Here is a 17,348-nt window from a genome sequence, read left to right on the forward strand (position 1 = left end):
CGGCGCGTACGAGGGAGAACGAGATGACGGACCGGAAAGCGAATGCCATCGCGGCACTTCGCCAGCAGACGATCGAGCTCCCGTCCTGGGCGTTCGGGAACTCGGGGACGCGGTTCAAGGTGTTCGGTACCCCCGGCACCCCGCGCGACCCGTACGAGAAGATCGCGGACGCGGCGCAGGTGAATGCATTCACCGGCATCGCCCCGCGCGTGTCCCTGCACGTCCCGTGGGACCTGGTCGACGACTTCTCGGACCTGTCGCGGCACGCCCGTGACCAGGGTGTGACGATCGGGATGATCAACTCGAACCTGTTCCAGGACGACGACTACAAGTTCGGCTCGCTCACCCATGCCGACCCTGCGGTCCGCGCGAAGGCGGTGGCCCACCACCGCCAGTGCATCGACGTCATGCGGGCCACCGGGTCGACCGAGATGAAGATCTGGCTCCCGGACGGGACGAACTACCCGGGCCAGGACTCGATGCGTGCACGTCAGGACCGCCTCGCCGAGTCGCTGGCGGAGATCTACGGCGCCATGGACGACGACCAGCACATCGTGCTCGAGTACAAGTTCTTCGAGCCGGCTTTCTACCACATGGACATTCCCGACTGGGGTACGTCGCTCCTGCACTGCATGGCGCTCGGTGAGCGGGCGAAGGTCGTCCTCGACACCGGTCACCACGCACCGGGGACGAACATCGAGTTCATCGTCGCCCAGCTGCTGCGCCAGGGACGACTCGGTGCGTTCGACTTCAACTCGCGCTTCTACGCCGACGACGACCTGATGGCCGGGGCGGCGGACCCGTTCCAGCTGTTCCGGATCATGCACGAGATCGTCGACGGCGACGCCCTGCGGCCCGACTCAGGCGTGAACTTCATGCTCGACCAGTGCCACAACATCGAGGCGAAGATCCCCGGGCAGATCCGCTCGGTGATGAACATCCAGGAGGCGACCGCGAAGGCGCTGCTCGTGGATGCGGATGCGCTCGCCGCCGCCCAGAACGCCGGCGACGTGCTCGCCGCCAACGGTGTCCTCATGGACGCCTACAACACCGACGTCCGCGGACTGCTCGCGGACCTTCGGGTCGAGCAGGGACTCGACCCGGACCCGATGGCCGCCTATGCGCGGTCCGGGTACGCCGAGACGATCGAGGCCGGGCGCGTAGGTGGCGCTCAGGCCGGATGGGGAGCCTGATGACCACCACGACCGAGAGCGCACGTTCTGGCCTGCCGACCGCCGCGGAGGCGGTCGCGGACCTCGTCGCGCGTTCCAACCGGCTCGGGGCCGACCCGCGGGTGACCAACTACGCCGGTGGCAACACCTCCGCGAAGGGCACGACGACGGACCCCGTCACGGGCGAGCCCGTGGAGCTTCTCTGGGTGAAGGGTTCGGGCGGAGACCTGGGGACGCTGACCGAGAAGAACCTCGCAGTACTGAGGCTCGACCGGCTCCGTGCCCTGACGGGGGTCTACCCCGGGGTCGAGCGCGAGGACGAGATGGTCGCGGCGTTCGACTTCTGCCTGCACGGCAAGGGCGGGGCCGCGCCGAGCATCGACACGGCCATGCACGGGCTCGTCGACGCGCCGCACGTCGACCACCTCCACCCGGACGCCGGGATCGCGATCGCGACGTCGGCCGACGGCGAGGCTCTGACCACCGAGATCTTCGGCGATGCCGTCGTCTGGGTGCCGTGGCGTCGCCCCGGGTTCCAGCTCGGGCTCGACATCGCGGCGATCAAGGCGGCCAACCCGCAGGCGATCGGCTGCATCCTCGGGGGGCACGGGATCACGTCCTGGGGCGCGACGAGCGCCGAGGCCGAGGCACGCTCGCTGCAGATCATCCGCACGGCCGAGGAGTTCATCGCGGCGCGGACGGCCGAGCGGTCCGAGCACCCCTTCGGGGCCGAGCGTCCCGGCTTCGGCGCGCTCCCCGAGGCCGAGCGGCGTGTCAAGGCTGCGGCGCTCGCGCCCGTGATCCGCGGTCTGGCCTCGACGGACTCGCCGCAGCTCGGGCACTACACCGACTCCGACGTCGTCCTCGACTTCGTCTCTCGTGAGCGTCTGGCCGAGCTCGGTGCGTTGGGCACGAGCTGCCCCGACCACTTCCTGCGGACCAAGGTCAGCCCGCTCGTCGTCGATCTGCCGGCCGACGCGTCGGTCGACGAGACGGTCGCACGCCTGACCGAGCTGCACGCCGAGTACCGCGACCGGTACCAGGCGTACTACGACCGCCACGCGACGTCGGACAGCCCGGCGATCCGCGGCGCGGACCCCGCGATCGTCCTGGTCCCGGGCGTGGGGATGTTCTCCTACGGTCGCAACAAGCAGACCGCGCGGGTCGCCGGCGAGTTCTACGTCAACGCCATCAACGTCATGCGCGGCGCCGAGGCGATCAGCACCTACGCCCCGATCGAGGAGTCCGAGAAGTTCCGGATCGAGTACTGGGCGCTCGAGGAGGCCAAGCTGCAGCGCATGCCACGGCCCAAGACCCTCGCGACGCGCGTTGCGCTCGTGACCGGCGCAGGGTCGGGAATCGGCCGCGCGATCGCGGAGCGGCTGGCCGCGGAGGGCGCGTGCGTCGTCGTCGCCGACCGCAACGTCGAGGGCGCACGTGAGGTGGCCGAGGCGCTCGGTGGGGACGACGTCGCGGTGGCCGTCGGTGGCGACGTCACGTCGGCCCACGACGTCGCCGCGATGGTCGACGCCGCGGCGCTGGCGTTCGGAGGCGTGGACCTGGTGGTCAACAACGCCGGACTCTCGATCTCCAAGCCGCTCCTCGACACCACCGAGGCGGACTGGGACCTGCAGCACGACGTGATGGCCAAGGGCTCGTTCCTCGTCGCCCGTGAGTCGGCGCGCGCGATGATCGCCCAGAAGATGGGCGGCGACATCATCTACATCGCCTCCAAGAACGGCGTCTTCGCCGGCCCCAACAACGTCGCGTACGGGGCGACCAAGGCGGACCAGGCCCATCAGGTCCGTCTGCTTGCCGCCGAGCTGGGCGAGCACCAGATCCGCGTCAACGGCATCAACCCCGACGGCGTGGTCCGCGGTTCGGGCATCTTCGCGGGCGGTTGGGGAGCCAAGCGTGCCGAGGTCTACGGCGTCGAGGAGCAGGACCTGGGCGCGTTCTACGCCCAGCGGACCCTCCTCAAGCGCGAGGTCCTGCCCGAGAACGTCGCCGCCGCCGTGCTGGCGCTGACGGGACCGGACCTCTCGCACACCACCGGTCTGCACATCCCGGTGGACTCGGGCGTCGCCGCGGCGTTCCTGCGATGACCACGCCCCGGGCCGCCTTCGCCGCGGTCGACCTCGGTGCCACGAGCGGGCGCGTGATGCTCGGAGTCGTCGAGGGTGGCCCGGGAGACGAGCGGATCGACCTGACGGAGGTCGCACGGTTCGCCAACGGCCCGGTCGGCGTGCCCACGGACAGCGGCACGGGTCTGTACTGGGACATCCTGCACCTGTGGCGCGGGGTCCTCGACGGCCTGCGACTCGCCGGGGCCCGGGCGCGCGAGCAGGGCCTCGAGCTGTCCGGAATCGGCATCGACTCCTGGGCCGTCGACTACGGGCTGGTCGGTGCCGACGGGAGTCTGCTCGGCAACCCGCGTCATCACCGTGACGACCGGACGGCGGGGGTGAGCGACGAGGTGCTGGAGGCGCTGGGGGCGCAGGCCCACTACGCCGTCAACGGTCTGCAGACCCTGCCGTTCAACACCGAGTTCCAGCTGGTTGCCGGCAGGCACGACGACGCGTGGCGGTCGGCGCGCTCGATGCGACTGATCCCGGACCTGCTCGGTGCCTGGCTCACCGGCGAGGTGGTCGCCGAGGTCACCAACGCCTCGACGACGGGGCTGGTGGACGCGAGGTCCCGGCGGTGGTCGGTGGACGTCCTCGACGGGCTCGCGCGGCACTTCCCCGAGCTGGAGGGGTTGGCGGAGAGACTCGCCCCGCTGGTGGAGCCGGGCGACGTCGTCGGCACTCTGACCGGTGTGGTTCAGGAGGCGACGGCGCTCGGTCCGGTCCCCGTCATCGCGGTCGGCTCGCACGACACGGCCTCGGCCGTCGTCGGGGTGCCGGCTGACGGCGACCGGTTCGCGTACATCTCGTCAGGGACCTGGTCGCTCGTCGGGCTGGAGCTCGACGAACCCGTGCTGACGGACGAGTCGCGCACCGCGAACGTCACCAACGAGCTCGGTGTCGACGGCACGGTCCGGTACCTGAAGAACGTCATGGGCCTCTGGGTGCTCTCCGAGACGCTGCGGACGTGGCGGGAGGCCGGTACCGAGGTCACCCTCGCCGACGCGCTCGCCGCGGCGGAGGCCGCCCGACCACGACGAACCGTCGTCGACGTCGACGCACCGGAGTTCCTGCCTCCCGGAGACATGCCGGCGCGCATCGCGACGGCCGCGCGCGCCTCGGGACAGCCGGTGCCCACCACCACGGGGGAGGTGGTCCGCTGCATCCTCGACTCGCTCGCCGAGGCCTATGCTCGCGTGCTCGACGAGGTGACGCGTCTGTCGGGGCGTGAGGTCGACGTCGTGCACGTCGTCGGCGGTGGGTCGAACAACGCGCTGCTCTGCCGCCTGACTGCTGAGGCGACGGGTCGACGTGTCGTAGCCGGTCCCGCCGAGGGCGCGGCGCTCGGCAACCTGGTGGTGCAGGCGCGTGCGGTCGGTGCGCTGCAGGGTGACCTGGCGGCGCTGCGTCGCGTCGTCGCACGATCATCGCGGCTCCGGGAGTTCCGGCCCGCCCCCGACGTCGTCCGTCCGTAGGGAAGCGCTTGCACACGTCGGTGGCAGGATGGACCGCATGTCTGCACCCCGCTACCTCGCCGCCGAGGACCGCTACGACTCGATGACCTACCGCCGCTGCGGACGCAGCGGGCTCGACCTGCCCGCGCTGTCGCTCGGGCTCTGGCAGAACTTCGGTGACCTGTCGCCGTTCGAGACCCAGCGTGCGACGCTGCGCCGGGCGTTCGACCTGGGCGTCACCCACTTCGACCTGGCGAACAACTATGGTCCGCAGCCAGGCGCCGCCGAGGAGAACTTCGGCCGGCACCTGCGCGAGGGGCTCGGCGCCTACCGCGACGAGATGATCATCTCGTCCAAGGCCGGCTACGACATGTGGCCGGGTCCGTACGGCGACTTCGGGTCCCGCAAGTACCTGACGGCGTCGCTCGACCAGTCGCTGCAGCGCATGGGGCTCGAGTACGTCGACATCTTCTACCACCACCGCCCGGACCCCGAGACGCCGCTCGAGGAGACGATGGGCGCGCTGCACTCGATCGTCCAGCAGGGCAAGGCGCTGTACGTCGGCGTCTCGAACTACTCGCCGGAGCGGACGCGCGAGGCGGCCCGCATCCTCGCCGATCTCGGCACGCCGCTGACGATCCACCAGCCCAGCTACTCGATGTTCAACCGTCACGTCGAGGACCCGACGCACGAGGACCGGTACGACGGCGTGCAGTCCGAGTCCCTGCTCGACGTCGCCGGGGACCTGGGGGTGGGCGTGATCGCGTTCTCGCCGCTGCAGCAGGGTCTGCTGACCGACCGCTACCTGGGCGGGACGGCCCCCGAGGGCTCGCGTGCGGCGTCGTCGTCGCCGTTCCTGTCCGACAAGAACCTCGGCCAGGAGTACCTGGCCCGGGCGCGTGGCCTCGACGAGATCGCCAGGGGTCGCGGGCAGAGCCTGGCGCAGCTGGCGCTGACCTGGCTGCGCCGTGACGAGCGCGTCACGTCGACGCTGGTCGGGGCGTCGAGCGTGCGCCAGCTCGAGAACACCGTCGCCTCGCTCGAGGCCGCTCCGCTCGGCGCGGACGAGCTGGTTGCGATCGAGGAGTTCGCGGTCGACGGCACGGGGCGCTAGGCCCGCGCCTCCTCCACGAGCGCGCTGGGGGACTCGACGACGGCGCGCAGGACGTCCTGCGCGCCGCCCGTCGTCGCGGCGTAGTCGGAGACGGGTGCGGTGCGGACGCCGACTGGCGCCCAGGGCGAGGCGAGCACGCGGGCGTCCAGCTCCGCGCGGACCGTGGGCACGAGGTGGTCCGCCAGGACGGCGTAGATCCCGCCGAGTAGCACGGTGTCGAGGTCGAGCAGGTTGATCGTCCCGGCGAGCACGGTGCCCAGGGCGAGGCCCGCGGAGGCGAGGGCTGCGAGCGCGCGGGGATCGCCGTCGTCCGCGGCCCGTGCCAGGTCGTCGGCCGTCGACGACGACGGCAGCCCGGCGGCGCGCAGCAGCGCGGCCTTGCCCGCGCTCTGCTCGAGGCATCCCGTGGCGCCGCACCGGCAGCGGGTGCCGGCCGGGTCCACCACCACGTGGCCGATCTCGCCGCCCCAGCCGTGCCGACCGAGCCAGAGCTCGCCGTCGACGACGATGGCTGCCCCGATCCCGACGTCGCCGGAGACGTAGAGGTACGACGACGTCCCGGGGCCGGGGGCGTCGTCGTGCGCCGTGTCGACCGTGTCGACCGTGCCGACCGTGCGGGCCGGACGGAGCTGGGCGAGCCCGGCGAGGTTCGCCTCGTTGGCCACGTGGGCAGGGACGTCGTCGGGAAGCCCGAGGAGGGGGAGCGGGTCGAGGGTGGACCACCCGAGGTTGGGGGCCACCTGGAGGCGGTCGTGCCGGACGTCCACGAGCCCGGGCAGGGCGAGGCGGGCACCGGCCACCCGCATGCCCTGCGCCTCGACGTCGGTGACGAGCGCGCGCGCCAGCTGACCGACGAGCCCGAGCGCCGCGGTGGGGTCGGTGTCGTGGAAGTCTCCGGGCTGCACGGCCTCGGCGACGGTGGTGCCCGCGAGGTCGACGACGCGGCCGGCCACGTAGTCGACGTTCAGCTCCAGCCCGAGGCCGACGATCGTCCGGGGGGCGGCGACGAGCGGCACGGCCGGGCGCCCGGCGGACTTCGGTGCGCGCGGGGCGAGCTCGGCGACGATCCCGGCGCGGACGAGCAGGTCGACGAGAGAGGAGACCGTGGCGCGGGTCAGGCCGGTGTGGTGGGCGACGGCCGCGCGCGACGGCGGCCGGGGCGCGTCGAAGACCGCACGCGCGACGAGCGCGAGGTTCTGCTCGCGCAGGGACTGCTGACGAGCGGCGGTGGGTGTCGGCACCTCTTGACCCTATCGGCCTCTCCGTTTATGTTTAACGGAACAACTAATAGGGCTCGAACGGTCGAGCCGCTCTCGACGAGGAGACATCGTGGCGCAGACACAGGACATCAAGTACTCGTTCGGCCTCTGGACCGTGGGATGGTCGGCCACCGACCCCTTCGGCCCCTCGACCCGCCCCGAGCTCGACCCGGCGGAGTCCGTCCGCAAGCTCGCCGACCTCGGCGCCTGGGGCTTCACGTTCCACGATGACGACGTGTTCGCGTTCGGCTCGGACGACACGGAACGCCAGCGCTGCATCGACTCGGTCAAGAAGGCCGCCTCGGACACCGGCATGGTCTGCGAGATGGTCACGACCAACACGTTCAGCCACCCCGTCTTCAAGGACGGCGCGTTCACCTCGAACAACCGCGGAGTCCGCCGCTTCGGCCTGCGCAAGGTGCTCCGCAACGTCGACCTCGCCGCCGACATGGGCGCCAGCACCTTCGTCATGTGGGGCGGGCGCGAGGGCACGGAGTACGACAACTCGAAGGACCTCAACGCCGCGCACGCCCGCTACGCCGAGGGCATCGACACCGTCGCCGCCTACATCAAGGACCGCGGCTACGACCTCAAGATCGCCCTGGAGCCCAAGCCCAACGAGCCCCGCGGCGACATCTTCCTGCCCACCATCGGTCACGCCATCGCGCTGATCGACTCGCTCGACAACGGCGACATCGTCGGCGTGAACCCCGAGACCGGGCACGAGCAGATGGCCGGGCTCAACTACACGCACGGACTCGCCCTCGCCCTGCACCTGGGCAAGCTCTTCCACATCGACCTCAACGGCCAGCACGGGCCCCGCTACGACCAGGACCTCGTGTTCGGGCACGGCGACCTGCTTTCCGCGTTCTTCACGGTCGACATGCTCGAGAACGGCTTCCCCAACGGCGGGCCGCGCTACGAGGGCCCTCGTCACTTCGACTACAAGCCCTCGCGCACCGAGTACCTCGACGGCGTCTGGGAGTCCGCCAAGGCCAACATGGAGACCTACTCGATGCTCGCCGCCAAGTCCGCCGAGTACCGCGCGGACGCCGAGGTCCAGGAGGCGTTCAAGCACGCCGGCATCATCGAGCTCGGCGAGCCGACCCTCGGTGCCGACGAGAACTTCGACACCTTCCTCGCCGACCGCTCGGCGTACGAGGACTTCGACGTCGAGGGTGCCGCCACGCGCGACTACGGCCTGGTGCGCCTGCACCAGCTCGCGCTGAAGCACCTCATCGGCTGACCGCCGACCGCCGCTGGTCGAGCCCGTCGAACCCGCGCTGGTTGAGCTTGCCGAAACCGCGCTGGTTGAGCTCGTCGAAACCTCGCTGGTTGAGCTTGTCGAAACCAGGTCTCGACAGGCTCGACCGGCGAGCGCGGCTGGTTGAGCTGGTCGAATCCAGGTCTCGACAGGCTCGACCGGCGAGCGCGGCTGGTTGAGCTTGCCGAAACCAGGTCTCGACAGGCTCGACCGGCGAGCACCGTCGGTCGAGCTCGTCGAGACCACCGTCCCCATCCCTGACACCACTGGAGCACCGATGCCCCTCGTCGCCGGCGTGGACTCGTCCACGCAGTCCTGCAAGATCGTCGTCCGTGACGCCGCGACCGGGGCGCTCGTCCGCTCGGGGTCAGCGAGGCACCCCGACGGCACCGAGGTGGACCCCGGCGCCTGGTGGGCCGCGTTCCAGGAGGCGGCGATCGCGGCCGGAGGGTTGGCGGACGTCTCGGCGCTCGCGGTCGGTGGGCAGCAGCACGGCATGGTCGTCCTCGACTCCGAGGGCGAGGTCATCCGTCCTGCCCTGCTGTGGAACGACACCCGCTCCGCGCAGGCTGCGGCGGACCTGATCGTGGATCTGGGCGCCGTTGCAGGCGTGCCCGGGGAGCAGGCGTGGGCCGAGGCCGTCGGGACCGTCCCGGTCGCATCGATCACGGCCACGAAGCTCCGGTGGTTGGCCGACGCCGAGCCCGAGAACGCCGGGCGGATCGCGGCCGTCGCGCTCCCGCACGACTGGCTGACGTGGCGGATCGCCGGGTTCGGGCCGCGCTCCCAGGGTCTCGAGCCCGACCTCACGGCCCTGACGACCGATCGCTCCGACGCGTCGGGCACCGGGTACTTCGACGCCGCGGGATCGGACGGCGCGGGGGAGTACCGCCGTGACCTGCTCGCTCTGGCGCTGCGCCGCGACGTCGCCGACGTGGAGTCGATCGTGCTGCCGCGCGTGGTGGCGCCCGCCGAGTCGGCAGGTTCGGGTGACGCACAGGTCGTGGGCGACGCGGTCGGCGGCGCTGTGCTCGGTGCGGGGGCGGGCGACAATGCCGCAGCCGCGCTGGGCCTCGGGATGGTGACTGGCGACGTCGCGGTCTCGATCGGGACCTCCGGCGTCGTGTCGGCGATCGCCGGGGCTCCGACGTCGGACGTCTCCGGCATGGTGACGGGGTTTGCCGACGCGACCGGCGCCTACCTCCCGCTCGCCTGCACGCTCAACGCCTCGCGGGTGCTCGACGCCGCGCGCGCCGTGATCGGGGTCGACCACGCCGGACTGTCCCGGTTGGCGCTCCAGGCTCCGGGCGGCGCTGACGGGCTCGTCCTCGTCCCGTATCTCGAGGGGGAGCGGACCCCGAACCGTCCGGACGCGACCGGAACCCTGCATGGGCTGACCCTCAAGAGCTCGACACCCGAGCACTTCGCCCGCGCCTACGTCGAGGGAATGCTCTGCGGCCTGGCCGACGGCCTGGACGCGCTGCGCGAGCAGGGCGTCGCCGTCGAGCGACTGCTGCTGATCGGTGGCGGTGCGCAGTCCGAGGCCGTGCGTCGGGTCGCGCCCGAGGTCTTCGGGATGCCGGTCGTCGTCCCGGAGCCCGGCGAGTACGTCGCCGACGGGGCCGCACGCCAGGCGGCGTGGGTGCTCACGGGTGACGAGAACCCGCCGGCGTGGACGACGTCGTCGACCCGCACCTACGAGGCAGAGGCAGTCCCCGCGATCCGCCAGCGTTACGCCGAGGTCCGCGACTTGTCGTGAGTGCAAGTGCCGGGAACTGCTGACCAGTGGTCACGAGTGAGTTGGATTGCTCGGTGTCGGTGAGGATCGATTGACACACCAGCACAGCGGGCGCTACGGCGTGTAGTCCTCCTGGTCGAGCACGAGCCAGTCTGCCCATCCGAGCGACGGCGCGAGCGCGAGAAGCAGGAAGAACGCATACACCCCAGCAATTCCCCGGATCACCCACATGCGCCACGCTGAATGACGCACCGGTGTGAATATGGCGACGACGGGACCTAACAAGAGTAGGCCGGGAACTAAAGGAGTCGCAAGTCCCATGGAGACAAGGATTCCTGCGAACCACCAATTTGATCCGCGAGTCGGAGTCCTGGCATCATCAGATATCCGGCTCATATCATCACGTTCCTATTTCGCGTCGGATGCCGCCGGAAGCGGACCAATTGCAGCGATGCCGAGCAGCGCCCAAGGGCCAGTGCGTCGTTCTGGTCGGCCTGAACCGTTCCAGGTTCCAGTCCCCGGCAATATTGAAGTCCCCGCCAGCAACGTGACATTGGTACTGCTAGGAAGGCGTTTTCTTCGAGGTTGCAGTTTTGAGGCATTTGTTCAGAATTTCCTGCCACCCGTACTTGGGCATCACCCGGTTTCCGGTGCCATGTGGCAGATGCATCGAGTTTCCCCAGAATGACTTTCCCGCATTAATTCTCCACTGTCCACGATACGTGTCTCGTGTAAGTGACCTGAAGAGATTCCTGCCAAGCCAGGGGTCGGCAGCCACCGGGAAAGAACGTACTGAGGAGAGGTCAACGTGCTGGATGAGGGTTGACCCCTTCGCCATGTACCACGTTGGAACGTTTCCCCCGTTCGCATCCTTGGCCCAAGGCGGGGCCGCGCCGCCGGCGAACCGACCGGCTGCATCAAGGAGTATTGCTGATCCGATCTCGGTGATCAGGTACCAATGACGGTGGGGCTACTGACCGCCGGCGAAGTCCTGCTGCCGCCAGGCCTCGTAGGCGACGATCGACGCGCTGCTGGTGAGATTGAGCGACCGGCGCCCGGGAACCATCGGGATGCGGACCCGCTCGGTGATGCGGGGATGCGCGAGCGCCTCGTCGGGGAGGCCCGTGGGTTCGGGGCCGAAAAGCAGGATGTCGTCGGGGCGGTACTCGACGTCGGTGTATCGGGTCGCGGCCTGGGTGGTGAAGGCGAAGACCCGGGAGCTCGGCAGTGCGGCCAGCAGTGCGTCGAAGTGCGGGTGCACGACGACGGACGCCAGGTCGTGGTAATCCAGCCCGGCACGCTTGAGCTTCGACTCGCCGAGGTCGAATCCGAGCGGCTCGACGAGGTGCAGTGTGCTTCCCGTGAGCGCCGACAGGCGGATGGCGTTCCCGGTGTTGCCGGCGATGCGTGGTTCGTAGAACGCAAGGTGCGGCACGCCGGTGAGGCGTGCCGCGTCGTCGGGCATCTGGGTCAGGTCCAGGACCTCGCGGGCGTCGTCGGTACTCACGCACCTATTGTCTCCGACGACGCCCGCTGGTCCGGCATCCGGCGTCAGCGGCGCAGGCGAGCCCGCAGCCGCACGAGCTGGTCCTGCAGCGCTGCCGGGGTCCGGTCACCGAAGAGGCCGAAGAACTCCTCGGTGAGGTCCGCCTCGGCCAACCACTGCTCGGCGGGAACGTCGAAGAGGGCGTCGAGGGCCTCCTCGGTCAGGTCCAGGCCGTCGACGTTCAGTGCTCCCGGGGCGGGCACGAGGCCGACGGGCGAGGTGACCGCGCCGACGTCGGTCCGGTCGCCACGCGCCCGGTCGACCTGACGGGCGATCCACTCGACGACGCGGGAGTTCTCACCGAACCCCGGCCACAGGAACGAGCCGTCGTCGCCTCGGCGGAACCAGTTGACGTTGAAGATCTTGGGGCGCTTGTCGGCGTCGAGTGACGCGCCCACCCGGAGCCAGTGCGACCAGTGGTCGGCCATGTTGTACCCGCAGAACGGCAGCATGGCGAACGGGTCGCGGCGAAGCTCCCCGAGTGTTCCCTCGGCGGCGGCGGTGCGCTCGGAGGAGATCGTCGCGCCCATGAAGACGCCGTGCGACCAGTCGAACGCCTGCGTGACGAGCGGGACGTTGGTGGCACGTCGTCCACCGAAGATGATCGCGTCGATCGGGACGCCGGCGGGGTCGTCCCACGTGTCCGCGATCGAGGGGCACTGGGCGGCGGCGACGGTGAAGCGAGAGTTCGGGTGTGCGGCGGGACGGCCGGACTCCCCGTCGGCGGGCGTCCAGCTCTCGCCCTTCCAGTCGGTCAGGTGCTCCGGGGCCTCGGGTGTCAGGCCCTCCCACCACACGTCGCCGTCGTCGGTCAGCGCGACGTTCGTGAAGATCGTGTCGCGGTCGAACGTGCCGACGGCCGTCGGGTTGGTGTCGATGCCGGTGCCGGGTGCGACGCCGAAGAAGCCCGCCTCCGGGTTGATCGCACGCAGCCGGCCCTCCGGGCCGGGGCGGAGCCAGGCGATGTCGTCGCCGATCGTCTCGACCTTCCAGCCGGGGATCGTGGGCTGCAGCATCGCGAGGTTCGTCTTCCCGCAGGCCGACGGGAAGGCCGCGGTGAGGTGGTACGTGTTGCCCTCGGGCGACGTCGCACGGATGACGAGCATGTGCTCGGCGAGCCATCCCTCGTCCCGGGCCATCGCTGAGGCGATCCGGAGCGCGAAGCACTTCTTGCCCAGCAGCGCGTTGCCGCCGTACCCGGAGCCGTACGACCAGATCTCGCGAGACTCGGGGAAGTGCACGATGTACTTGAGGTCGTTGCACGGCCACGCGACGTCGTCCTGCTCCTCCTCGAGCGGCGCTCCGACGGAGTGGACGGCGGGCACCCACCGCGCGCCGTCCTCGATCAGGCCGAGGACCTCGCGGCCCATGCGCGTCATGATCCCCATGCTCACGACGACGTAGGGGGAGTCCGTGACCTCGATACCGACCTGGGAGATCGGTCCGCCGACCGGACCCATCGAGAACGGCACGACGTACATTGTCCGGCCCCGCATCGCGCCGTCGAAGACGCCTCGGAGCTCTGCGCGCATGACGTCGGGCTCGCGCCAGTTGTTCGTCGGGCCGGCGTCCTTCTCGTCCTCGGAGCAGATGAACGTCCGCGACTCGACGCGCGCGACGTCGGACGGGTCGGACCGGGCGAGGAAGGAACCCGGGCGCAGCTCGGGGTCGAGCGGGATGAAGGTGCCCGCCTCGACGAGCTCCGCCGACAGCTGCTCCCGCTCCTCCGCGGAGCCGTTGCACCAGACGACTCGGTCCGGCTTGGTGAGCGCCGCGATCGAGTCGACCCACGCGATCGCGTCCGCGAGCCCGGTCGATCGACGGAAGGCGGACCCGGCGGTGGCCGTGGGCGCTTCCTCGGTCAGCGTCACGCTGCGGGTGCGGCGAGGGTTCGCGGTCATGCTCATGGTGTCCTCCGGTCGTGAATCGGTGCCTTGCAGACCACTCTGCGTGCTGAAGGAGGCTCATGTTGGCGAATCTCGCTGTGAAGAATTGCGGATCTTTCTCTACAGTGAATCCATGACGCCCGAGAAGTCGAACCAGACGGATCTGATCACCCTCGGCCGACGTATCCGGCACCATCGCACCGCACGCGGGCTCACTCTTGATGCGCTCGGTGCCGAGGTGGGGGTCGCCCCGAGCCTCCTGTCGATGATCGAGAACGGCAGGCGTGAGCCGCGGCTGACTCTCCTCCACCAGATCGCCACCGCGGTCGACGTCTCCGTGCCCGACCTGCTGACCGACGAGGCTCCGTCGCACCGTGCCGGCCTGGAGATCGAGCTCGACCGGGCGCAACGTGGCCCCCTCTACGCGACGCTCGGCCTGCCGCCGGTGCCGAGCAGCCGACGGATGCCGCTCGCCGTGCTCGAGAACCTCGTGGGCCTGCACCGTGAGCTCCAGCGACGAGCGACCGAGGCGATCGCGACGCCGGAGGAGGCGCGCCGGGCGAACACCGAGCTTCGGCTCGAGCGCCAGGCCCGGGACAACTACCTGCCGGACATCGAGGCGCACGCCGAGGCGATGTCACGCGAGGCGGGCTACCTGAACGGTCCGCTCACGCACCGCACCGTCGCACGGATGGCCGAGCAGCTCGGGTTCACGATCATCCACGTCGCCGACCTGCCGCACTCCACCCGGACGGTCACCGATCTCGCCAACGGGCGGATCTACCTCCCGCCGGCGTCGATCCCCGGCGGTCACGGACTCCGGTCGCTGGCGCTCCAGGCCATCGCGCACCGGGTGCTCGGCCACGAGCGTCCGACGTCGTACGCGGACTTCCTGCGACAGCGCGTCGAGATCACCTACTTCGCCGCATGCTGCCTGATGCCGGAGACCGCAGCCGTCGAGTTCCTCGAAGACCGCAAACGGGCTCGCGACCTCGCTGTCGAGGACTTCCGTGACGCGTTCGGCGTCACCCACGAGGCCGCGGCACAGCGGTTCACCAACCTCGCGACCCGGCACCTGCAGATCCCCGTCCACTTCCTGCGCGTCGGGGACGACGGAGCGCTCTTTCGCGGGTACGCGAACGACGGCCTCCCGCTGCCCGCCGACGTGACGGGCGCGATCGAGGGGCAGATGGTCTGCCGGTGGTGGGCGGCCCGGGTCGGGTTCGGGCACCGCGACCGGGCCACCGAGTCCTACCAGTACACCGACACCCCCGCGGGCACGTTCTGGTGCTCGACCCAGACCGGCTCGACGACCGGCGGAGAGTTCTCGATCACCGTCGGCACCCCCTTCTCCTCGGCCAAGTGGTTCCGCGGGCGCGACACCACCGTGCGTCACTCGTCCACCTGCCCGGACGAGGCGTGCTGCCGACGCCCCGAGGGCGACGCCGCGGAACGATGGGCCCCGGCGGCCTGGCCGAGCGCCCGGATGCACCAGCAGGTGCTCGCCGCCCTGCCGCGCGGGGCGTTCCCCGGCGTCGACGACGCGGAGGTGTACCGGTTCCTCGAGCGGCATGCGCCGGCCGAACCCCAGGACGGCGAGGCGTAGCACCGGCGGTGCTGCGCGCTCGGTTCGTTGTCAGTACTGGGCGAGGGGGTCGGTGACGAGTCGTGGTGTGAGTTCGAGGACGTCGAGGGGGTTGCTGGTGGAGGTGGTGGTGGCGGTGCCGGGCACGTCGGTCCAGGTGGTGGCTCCGGCGATGCGGTACTGGCCGGTCCATTGGGTGGTCAGGGTGACGGTGTAGGTCTGCAGGGCCGTGTATTGGTGGGTGATGGTGTGGTCGGGGTAGGGCTTGCCGGGGTCGGTGGTGGTCTGGGTGGTGCCGTCGCCGAAGTCCCAGGTGTACTCGGCGGGTTGGGCGCGGATCTGGACGGGGATGCCGAGGAGCTCGGTGGTGGTTTCTTGGGCGGCTTCGTCGGGGTTGTCGGTGTGGACGATGGTGTCGAAGTGGACGATGGTCCAGCCGTTGGGTGGTTGGACGTTGAGAGTTGCGGGGTGGATCTGCATCTCGTGGAAGGCGCGGGCGGCTTCGTCGGCGAGGTCGGCGGGGCCGATGCACTCGGGGCCCGAGGCCAGGGTCCAGGTGCTCCAGGGGGCGGTGTGGTTGTCGCGGGTGGAGATGAAGAGCGGGTCGAGGAGGATCTCGTCGTCGGTGCACTCGGGTAGGTCGCCCAGGGTCAGTGCTGCGGCGCAGGTCGCTGCGATCTCGGCGGACCGCTGGGCCTCGGGATCGATGCACGCGAAGACCGGGAAGCGGTGGAACCGGCTCGTTGCGGGCGCATTGCTAGCGGGAACGGTGCGGTAGACGGTGGACTCATCAACGCTGACGACGACCGATTCGTCCGTCGAGAACCCGTCGAGGCGGCCGTCGAAAGGAAGCACGGCACTGGCAATCAGGATGAAGAGCGCCGCCTTCACTTGGCACGGCCTTGGTCGGTGACCAGCGCCATCACGCGCCAGTCATCGCCGTCGTGTACAACGTCGATCTGGACGTTTCCCGAATCTCCGTCATAGACGTGCACGGCCTCGCCCCCGGCCTCAGAGATCGTCATCTCCTCGGAGTTGAACGCTGCGAGTACGGCGTACCCGCCTGTCAACTGATCGCGGTCGCTCACCGTGATGTTCGTCAGGTCGTTCTTCCCGCCGCTCACGATGTATCCGTTCGACTTGATCTCTTCTGCCTCGGTGATGAATGCTTTGCATGTCGTGCATGTGGAGGAATACGTCATCGCACGAAGTGATCTTGAGTCGCCTGATATTGCGGAGTACTCCGTCAGCGCGATGAAGTGCTTTGCCGCAGCCTGTGCGCCCTTCTTGCCAGTGTCGTCCATCGCCGCCGGGCGTGGCGGCGGCGTCGGTCCGGTCTCGGTCGGTTCCGGCTCGGGGCTCTCGGCTGGTTCGGTCGGCTCGGGCTCCGACGCGGTCGGTGCCGCACTCGTGGTGACACCCGAACCGGGCTCGGGTTCGTCGTCGGACGAACAGCCTCCCAAACCGAGGATCACAGCGACGGGAAGGGCAAGGGCGAGCGTGCGACGTCGGACGCGCATGGGAACTCCTCAGCAGGCGACAGTCCGCGCACGGTAGCGAGAATCGCCACCCACCTGCCGAGGGGTTGTGGATAACTCGGGTCAGGGGCGCACCTGGTGCGTCAGGCGCTCCTCGGTCAGGTACGACCAGATCCACCGGGCCTCCTGGTCGACGGACGCGGGATCGTCCGACTCGACCCAGTGGACGATCATCCCGAGCACACTGCCCGCGGTCGCCGCCGCGATCACGTCGATCGGGATGTCGACGGTGGTGTGGCTGCCGCTGAGCGCCGTGAGCGCACGCTTGGTGGAGCCCTCCAGCCGATGGAGGAGTCTCGACAGCGCCTGGGGGGACCCGTGCGCGCCGAGGGCCCGGCGATACAGGGTGCGGTTCTCGTCCACGACGGTCAGGTACCGGACCAGGGTCTCGGGGGGCGGGGTGTGCGGTCGCGGGTCGACGACCCGGAAGTCGGCGTCGACCGCCTCGAGCTCACGGTCGAGGGCGTCCGCGAGCACGTCCTCGATGCGCTCGTAGTGCTGGTAGAACGAGCTGCGGTTCACCTCGGCCGCCGCAGCCAGCGCCGAGACCGAGATATCGCCGAGGTCGCGTTCCGACACGAGAGTCGTCACGGCATCCTGAAGAAGTCGTACGGTGCGCTCAGAACGCGGGTCCATCGAGTTGTCCTTTCACACGCCGAAGGCCGT

General features: G+C 69.9%; 13 protein-coding genes. 7 read left to right on the forward strand and 6 right to left on the reverse strand.

The window, feature by feature from the left end; all coding sequences use genetic code 11:
• Window positions 1–23: 23 nt before the first annotated feature.
• The 4 genes from rhaI to Q343_RS0102765 are packed head-to-tail and all read left to right on the forward strand — an operon-like array spanning window position 24 to window position 5,866.
• Window positions 24–1,193, forward strand: a complete 1,170-nt coding sequence (gene rhaI / locus Q343_RS0102750; RefSeq protein WP_029252061.1) for an L-rhamnose isomerase — start codon at window positions 24–26, stop codon at window positions 1,191–1,193.
• Window positions 1,193–3,277, forward strand: a complete 2,085-nt coding sequence (locus tag Q343_RS0102755) for a bifunctional rhamnulose-1-phosphate aldolase/short-chain dehydrogenase (protein ID WP_052366916.1) — start codon at window positions 1,193–1,195, stop codon at window positions 3,275–3,277. The genes rhaI and Q343_RS0102755 overlap by 1 nt, the downstream gene beginning before the upstream one ends.
• A complete protein-coding gene (locus tag Q343_RS0102760) occupies window positions 3,274–4,773 on the forward strand; it encodes a rhamnulokinase (protein WP_029252063.1) in 1,500 nt (499 codons plus the stop codon). Before Q343_RS0102755 ends, Q343_RS0102760 begins: the two co-directional genes overlap by 4 nt.
• A gap of 37 nt (window positions 4,774–4,810) precedes the next feature.
• A complete protein-coding gene (locus Q343_RS0102765) occupies window positions 4,811–5,866 on the forward strand; it encodes an aldo/keto reductase (protein WP_248616724.1) in 1,056 nt (351 codons plus the stop codon).
• On the opposite strand, the gene Q343_RS0102770 is transcribed toward Q343_RS0102765, so the two are convergent.
• Window positions 5,863–7,107: an ROK family protein gene (locus Q343_RS0102770; protein ID WP_029252065.1), complete on the reverse strand. Its 1,245-nt coding sequence runs from the start codon at window positions 7,105–7,107 to the stop codon at window positions 5,863–5,865. The two genes, Q343_RS0102765 and Q343_RS0102770, sit on opposite strands and share 4 nt — an antisense overlap.
• A gap of 88 nt (window positions 7,108–7,195) precedes the next feature.
• Between Q343_RS0102770 and xylA the strand changes: the two genes are divergently transcribed.
• Both xylA and Q343_RS0102780 read left to right on the forward strand, forming a co-directional pair.
• Window positions 7,196–8,371: a xylose isomerase gene (xylA, locus tag Q343_RS0102775; protein ID WP_052366802.1), complete on the forward strand. Its 1,176-nt coding sequence runs from the start codon at window positions 7,196–7,198 to the stop codon at window positions 8,369–8,371.
• Window positions 8,372–8,666: 295 nt separating this feature from the next.
• Window positions 8,667–10,148 (forward strand): xylulokinase, encoded by a 1,482-nt coding sequence (locus Q343_RS0102780; RefSeq protein WP_029252067.1) that lies wholly within the window; start codon window positions 8,667–8,669, stop codon window positions 10,146–10,148.
• Window positions 10,149–11,097: 949 nt separating this feature from the next.
• Here Q343_RS0102780 and Q343_RS0102790 read toward each other — a convergent pair.
• Window positions 11,098–11,592: a tRNA (cytidine(34)-2'-O)-methyltransferase gene (locus tag Q343_RS0102790; protein WP_029252068.1), complete on the reverse strand. Its 495-nt coding sequence runs from the start codon at window positions 11,590–11,592 to the stop codon at window positions 11,098–11,100.
• Window positions 11,593–11,678: 86 nt separating this feature from the next.
• The gene (locus Q343_RS0102795; protein WP_029252069.1) at window positions 11,679–13,580 is read right to left on the reverse strand and encodes a phosphoenolpyruvate carboxykinase (GTP); all 1,902 of its coding nucleotides are present in this window, start codon (window positions 13,578–13,580) and stop codon (window positions 11,679–11,681) included.
• A gap of 112 nt (window positions 13,581–13,692) precedes the next feature.
• On the opposite strand from Q343_RS0102795, the gene Q343_RS0102800 reads away from it, so the two are divergent.
• Window positions 13,693–15,165 (forward strand): XRE family transcriptional regulator, encoded by a 1,473-nt coding sequence (locus Q343_RS0102800; protein ID WP_029252070.1) that lies wholly within the window; start codon window positions 13,693–13,695, stop codon window positions 15,163–15,165.
• A 30-nt stretch (window positions 15,166–15,195) separates the two neighbouring features.
• Here the strand turns inward: Q343_RS0102800 and Q343_RS14415 are convergent, their stop codons facing one another.
• The 3 genes from Q343_RS14415 to Q343_RS0102815 form a co-directional block, all read right to left on the reverse strand.
• Window positions 15,196–15,999, reverse strand: coding sequence for a PKD domain-containing protein (locus tag Q343_RS14415; RefSeq protein WP_155990608.1), 804 nt, complete (start codon window positions 15,997–15,999; stop codon window positions 15,196–15,198).
• Between the two features lie 32 nt (window positions 16,000–16,031).
• Window positions 16,032–16,664 carry a DUF6318 family protein gene (locus Q343_RS15075; protein ID WP_043109173.1) on the reverse strand — a complete coding sequence of 211 codons (633 nt, stop codon included), beginning with the start codon at window positions 16,662–16,664 and terminating at the stop codon, window positions 16,032–16,034.
• Between the two features lie 81 nt (window positions 16,665–16,745).
• Window positions 16,746–17,273, reverse strand: coding sequence for a TetR-like C-terminal domain-containing protein (locus Q343_RS0102815; RefSeq protein WP_155990609.1), 528 nt, complete (start codon window positions 17,271–17,273; stop codon window positions 16,746–16,748).
• Window positions 17,274–17,348 lie beyond the last annotated feature (75 nt).

The sequence above is a fragment of the Paraoerskovia marina DSM 21750 genome (assembly GCF_000701465.1).
GTDB classification, from domain to species: domain Bacteria; phylum Actinomycetota; class Actinomycetes; order Actinomycetales; family Cellulomonadaceae; genus Paraoerskovia; species Paraoerskovia marina.

Coding starts and splice junctions, on each gene's coding strand:
- rhaI (WP_029252061.1), top strand. CDS start 24: ATGACGGACCGGAAAGCGAATGCCATCGCGGCACTTCGCCAGCAGACG.
- Q343_RS0102755 (WP_052366916.1), top strand. CDS start 1,193: ATGACCACCACGACCGAGAGCGCACGTTCTGGCCTGCCGACCGCCGCG.
- Q343_RS0102765 (WP_248616724.1), top strand. CDS start 4,811: ATGTCTGCACCCCGCTACCTCGCCGCCGAGGACCGCTACGACTCGATG.
- Q343_RS0102800 (WP_029252070.1), top strand. CDS start 13,693: ATGACGCCCGAGAAGTCGAACCAGACGGATCTGATCACCCTCGGCCGA.
- Q343_RS15075 (WP_043109173.1), bottom strand. CDS start 16,664: ATGCGCGTCCGACGTCGCACGCTCGCCCTTGCCCTTCCCGTCGCTGTG.
- Q343_RS0102795 (WP_029252069.1), bottom strand. CDS start 13,580: ATGAGCATGACCGCGAACCCTCGCCGCACCCGCAGCGTGACGCTGACC.
- Q343_RS0102790 (WP_029252068.1), bottom strand. CDS start 11,592: ATGCCCGACGACGCGGCACGCCTCACCGGCGTGCCGCACCTTGCGTTC.
- Q343_RS0102760 (WP_029252063.1), top strand. CDS start 3,274: ATGACCACGCCCCGGGCCGCCTTCGCCGCGGTCGACCTCGGTGCCACG.
- Q343_RS0102780 (WP_029252067.1), top strand. CDS start 8,667: ATGCCCCTCGTCGCCGGCGTGGACTCGTCCACGCAGTCCTGCAAGATC.